The 3,522-nt window shown below is 62.1% G+C and carries 6 protein-coding genes and 1 pseudogene; 5 read left to right on the forward strand and 2 right to left on the reverse strand.

The annotated features are described in order from the left end of the window. Positions 1 to 491 (reverse strand): sigma-70 family RNA polymerase sigma factor (locus ACFE71_RS15195; protein WP_375429603.1); only part of this gene is annotated, 491 nt, incomplete at its 3' end. A 381-nt stretch (positions 492 to 872) separates the two neighbouring features. Between ACFE71_RS15195 and ACFE71_RS15200 the strand changes: the two genes are divergently transcribed. From ACFE71_RS15200 to ACFE71_RS15220, 5 genes and pseudogenes are all read left to right on the forward strand, one after another. Next, positions 873 to 1,349 carry a PilZ domain-containing protein gene (locus tag ACFE71_RS15200; protein WP_375429604.1) on the forward strand — a complete coding sequence of 159 codons (477 nt, stop codon included), beginning with the start codon at positions 873 to 875 and terminating at the stop codon, positions 1,347 to 1,349. Between the two features lie 253 nt (positions 1,350 to 1,602). Further along, on the forward strand, positions 1,603 to 2,055 hold the full coding sequence (locus ACFE71_RS15205) for a PEPxxWA-CTERM sorting domain-containing protein (RefSeq protein ID WP_375429605.1): 453 nt from the start codon (positions 1,603 to 1,605) through the stop codon (positions 2,053 to 2,055). A 215-nt stretch (positions 2,056 to 2,270) separates the two neighbouring features. Next, positions 2,271 to 2,633, forward strand: a complete 363-nt coding sequence (locus ACFE71_RS15210; RefSeq protein WP_375429606.1) for a hypothetical protein — start codon at positions 2,271 to 2,273, stop codon at positions 2,631 to 2,633. 285 nt (positions 2,634 to 2,918) lie between these two features. Continuing rightward, positions 2,919 to 3,125 (forward strand): annotated as a pseudogene (locus ACFE71_RS15215) (hypothetical protein); the annotation flags it as partial. Beyond that, a complete protein-coding gene (locus ACFE71_RS15220) occupies positions 3,097 to 3,291 on the forward strand; it encodes a hypothetical protein (protein WP_375429607.1) in 195 nt (64 codons plus the stop codon). The pseudogene ACFE71_RS15215 and the gene ACFE71_RS15220, both read left to right, overlap by 29 nt. A 44-nt stretch (positions 3,292 to 3,335) precedes the next feature. Here ACFE71_RS15220 and ACFE71_RS15225 read toward each other — a convergent pair. Then, positions 3,336 to 3,522, reverse strand: a 187-nt coding sequence (locus tag ACFE71_RS15225) for a hypothetical protein (protein ID WP_375429608.1), incomplete at its 5' end; no start/stop codon positions are given.

The raw sequence follows: 3,522 nt of genomic DNA on the forward strand, positions 1-3,522 counted from the left end.
AGCGACAGGCGGCCAGCTGAGCAAATACCTCTCCACTTTTCCGGGGCAAGTCCATCCTCGCCCGCCAGCAATACGGCTTCGCGCTGCTCGGGCGCGAGTTCGGTCAGCGCCCAACCGACATCGCGAAGGTCGACAGCGGCCTCCTGGTTCTCCGCCACGCTGAGCAGCCGATCGATCGCATCCTCGGGCATGTCGGCCTGGAACCGCGTATGCCTTCGCCCGGTCAAGAACCGGTTGCGCATGATCGTCCGCCCCCACGCGGTCAGACTGGTTCCGGGCCTGAAGCTGGCACGCGCGGTCCAGCACCGGAGCATGGTGTCCTGCAACAGGTCGTCCGCGTCCGCACCGCTGCCCGCCAACCGGCGCGCGTAGCCGCTGAGCGTGGCCGCCTGCCCGGTCAACGCGGTCCCGAACTCGTCATCGGGCGTGGTTTGGGTCGGTGCTTCACGACGATGACGGGTGCTCGGGATAAGCTGCTCCTCGGCTGCCACGGCGTGAACCGATAACGCCCGGCCCCCGGAATGCGGCCCGGCTCCGATCGCGCCTGAGCGGGGCTGTACGCCGGCTCGCCCATCTGGTGCGTTAACACCGGGACAAATGCGGGGAGAGAGAGGTACGATGACGATGGGGATGTGCGGCTCCGCCCTCTATGGAACCCGCTCGCTGATGGCCGGACCCGTCATCGGTGCCGACAAGCCGGACGAGCTGGGCTGCGCGGCCGGGCTGGTGGTCCGCGCGTTCGTGATCGTCAACCTCCTGGACGCCCGCCTGTCCGGCGTGGGGGCGACAAAACACAACATCTGGAGCCGCTTCGAAGTTTACGGTCCAGCAAGCCCTTGCCGGGCATGGGCAGACTTGAGGGAGAGTTGGCCATGTCCGTTGCCGCAGCGCTGTATCGTGAGGTTCGGGAATCCGAACGCCACTCGGTTGCGCTGGACGGGACGTTGCGAGACCCTGAATGGAAGCCGCACGATGTCGTGGTCGAGGACTTGTCCTCGACGGGCTTTCGCGTTCCGACGGAAACCGAACTGCATGCCGGGGCATTCGTCAGTTTGGGACTGGCGGGGGTCGGAATGTGTCCGGCTCGTGTCGTGCGGCAAGCCGACGGGCAGATTGGTTGCACGTTCCTGGTGCCGCTTGGGAGAGGCAAACTGAAAGCGGCGATGGAGGCGACATCGTTGCGGCCGCTCGACCTCAATCTTATGATAAAGGCGCAACCGCCAGAACCTAAGCGTGAGACGATCTCGGACACGCGAGCACCGCGGCACATACGACTCGGCGTTGTCACCGGCCTCGCAGCCGCGAGCTGGGCAGCAGCAATCGCGGCAGCAAACCTTTTGGCAAAGTGAAAAGGTCAGCGCCGACACCCTCCTTCACGTATATGAACGAAGCGTAAACACCTATCTCGAGAACACGGCCTTATGCATTCTGTTTCAGGGCTGCGCAGGCCGCATGACGGCCCGCGATCACTTACTTACACCTATGTTAGTGGTGATTGGAGCGTTGGCCGCCACGCGAGTTCTCGTGTTGTCTCCTTTTGGTACATTCGACGCGTCTGGTTAAGTATTTTGGAACTAAACAGCAGGAATTGGAATCAGGCGTGTGACCCGGGTTGCGGGTCGTGTTTGCGTAAAAGGGGTTACCTCCATGAAGAAGCTTCTACTCGCCGTCGCGGCCACGGTCTCGGCTGTCGCGTGCGCGCCCGCCGTCTATGCGGCGACGTTCATCACCGAGAATGCGGGTCCAGACGGTTTGCGCGCCTTCGTATTCGGCCATAACGACGTGGGCACGGCTTCCACGTTCGAAGACCTGATCACCCCTTCGACGCCGTCGGCGGGCTTCCTGTCGTTGTCGCTGAGAGAGGTCGCGGCGAGCGCGATCAACAATGTCGAGTTCACCTCGGTTTTCCTGAACAGCAGCGCGGTTAGCCTATTCAGCACGCCCAGCGCGGTGCCCAAGCCCGCCGCCTGGGCCATGATGATCGCCGGCTTTGGCATGGTCGGCGGCGCGCTGCGTAGCCAAAGGAAACTCACGACGAGCGCCACGTTCACCTGAGTTAAAGCCTACTTGGATTTGACGGTAGGGGGCGGTCGGTCACGCGACCGGCAACCTTTTACTGATTAGACAACGTCGCCGCGCTATATTAGTGTCAATTCGCCGCTTACTGTCCAACTGTTCGTGGCAATGGTCTCCACGATGTCAGTGCGCCGACCACCCTGGTAGTCAATGCAAGAAGCGATAGTCTGCTCGAAGATCCGCGATCGCAAGCGATGCGCGGCAAGGCCCTCGACATAATGGGCAACGCCTGTCTGCAGCAATGTCGGTATGACTTTCGCCAACACGGCCGTGCACAACAGAATGACGAGCGATACCGTTATGTCGTTTGTGAATGGAAGATTGGGCAACCAGCGCAGCGTAGTGCCTTGGCCGCCCTCCGCGGCCGAGCCGGCAAGACTCCGAAAAAGAGGTATGAACAGGAAAAGCGTCAGGGCTTCCAGCAGCGCGGCGATACAGCCGAACCCTATCACGGCCGCGGCAGCCCACCTCGGAGGGCAACAGACTTTCACAATGCGGCGAGCGCGCCCGATGATCCCTTGCCGCTTCATGACGAACGCTCGCCGATGGACAAATGAACGGATAGTTCGGAGCATGCATCGCCGGATCGTGACGCTCCACCTCTAAACCTTTTAGAACAAGGCGTCATCACTGACGATCTACACCATCTCGGAGCGGTCCCAAACGCGATTAAGGCAGGAAACCGGTTGCGTCCCTGATCGCAAGGGCGATCACCTGACCCGGCTCGGGACGATCTTCCCGCCGACGCCAATGCCCGGTTTGACCGGTTCTTATGGCGAGCGCATCGCCAAGTCGCCTGCTGGGCACATATCCGACGCAAGTTTTAAGACGTCCAAACCGCGACCGGCTCCGCTACTGCCCGCGAGGCGCGCGACCACGTTGAAGGGCTGTATGCGGTCGAGGACGACCTACACGGCCGACCGCCTGACGAGCGACGACGTGAGCGCCAGACCAGGGCCGGACCGCTGCTAAACGCGTTCTGCGGCTGGTTGGACCTGACCTTGCTCAAGCTGTCGCGCGGTGGCGGGCCTGACCCACTATGTCGATGACGGCCGACTCGCTCGAGGTCAACAACAACGCGGTCGAGCGCTCGCGGCGCAGCATCGTCATCGACGACAAGAGCTGGCTGTTCGCGGGTTCGAGCAGGTTGGTGATCGCGCCGCCACCATCTACAGCTTGGTCGAGATGGCCAAGCTGAGCGCAGTCGACCCGTAAGCCTGGTTCGCCGACACCAACGCCCGCGTTACCGAACTGCTCTCCTAGGGCTCAAACCCAATCAGCGGGTTGAGCTGAGCGCCGTTCGCTGATTCACCGTTGCCTTTGAAAACAACGGAGGTTGCCATGGCACTGTTCTGGTTGTCGGACGAAGCGTGGGCCGCGATCGAGCCGCATCTGTGCAGCGCGACAATCAGGATGCGAGCGCAGCGACAATCAAGATGAGAATCG

Source organism: uncultured Sphingomonas sp. (genome assembly GCF_964237155.1).
In the GTDB taxonomy this organism is placed as follows: domain Bacteria; phylum Pseudomonadota; class Alphaproteobacteria; order Sphingomonadales; family Sphingomonadaceae; genus Sphingomonas.

Bases quoted from the DNA above. Each gene is read 5' to 3' on its own strand.
- ACFE71_RS15200 (WP_375429604.1), top strand. From the start codon at position 873: ATGTCCGTTGCCGCAGCGCTGTATCGTGAGGTTCGGGAATCCGAACGC.
- ACFE71_RS15210 (WP_375429606.1), top strand. From the start codon at position 2,271: ATGCGCGGCAAGGCCCTCGACATAATGGGCAACGCCTGTCTGCAGCAA.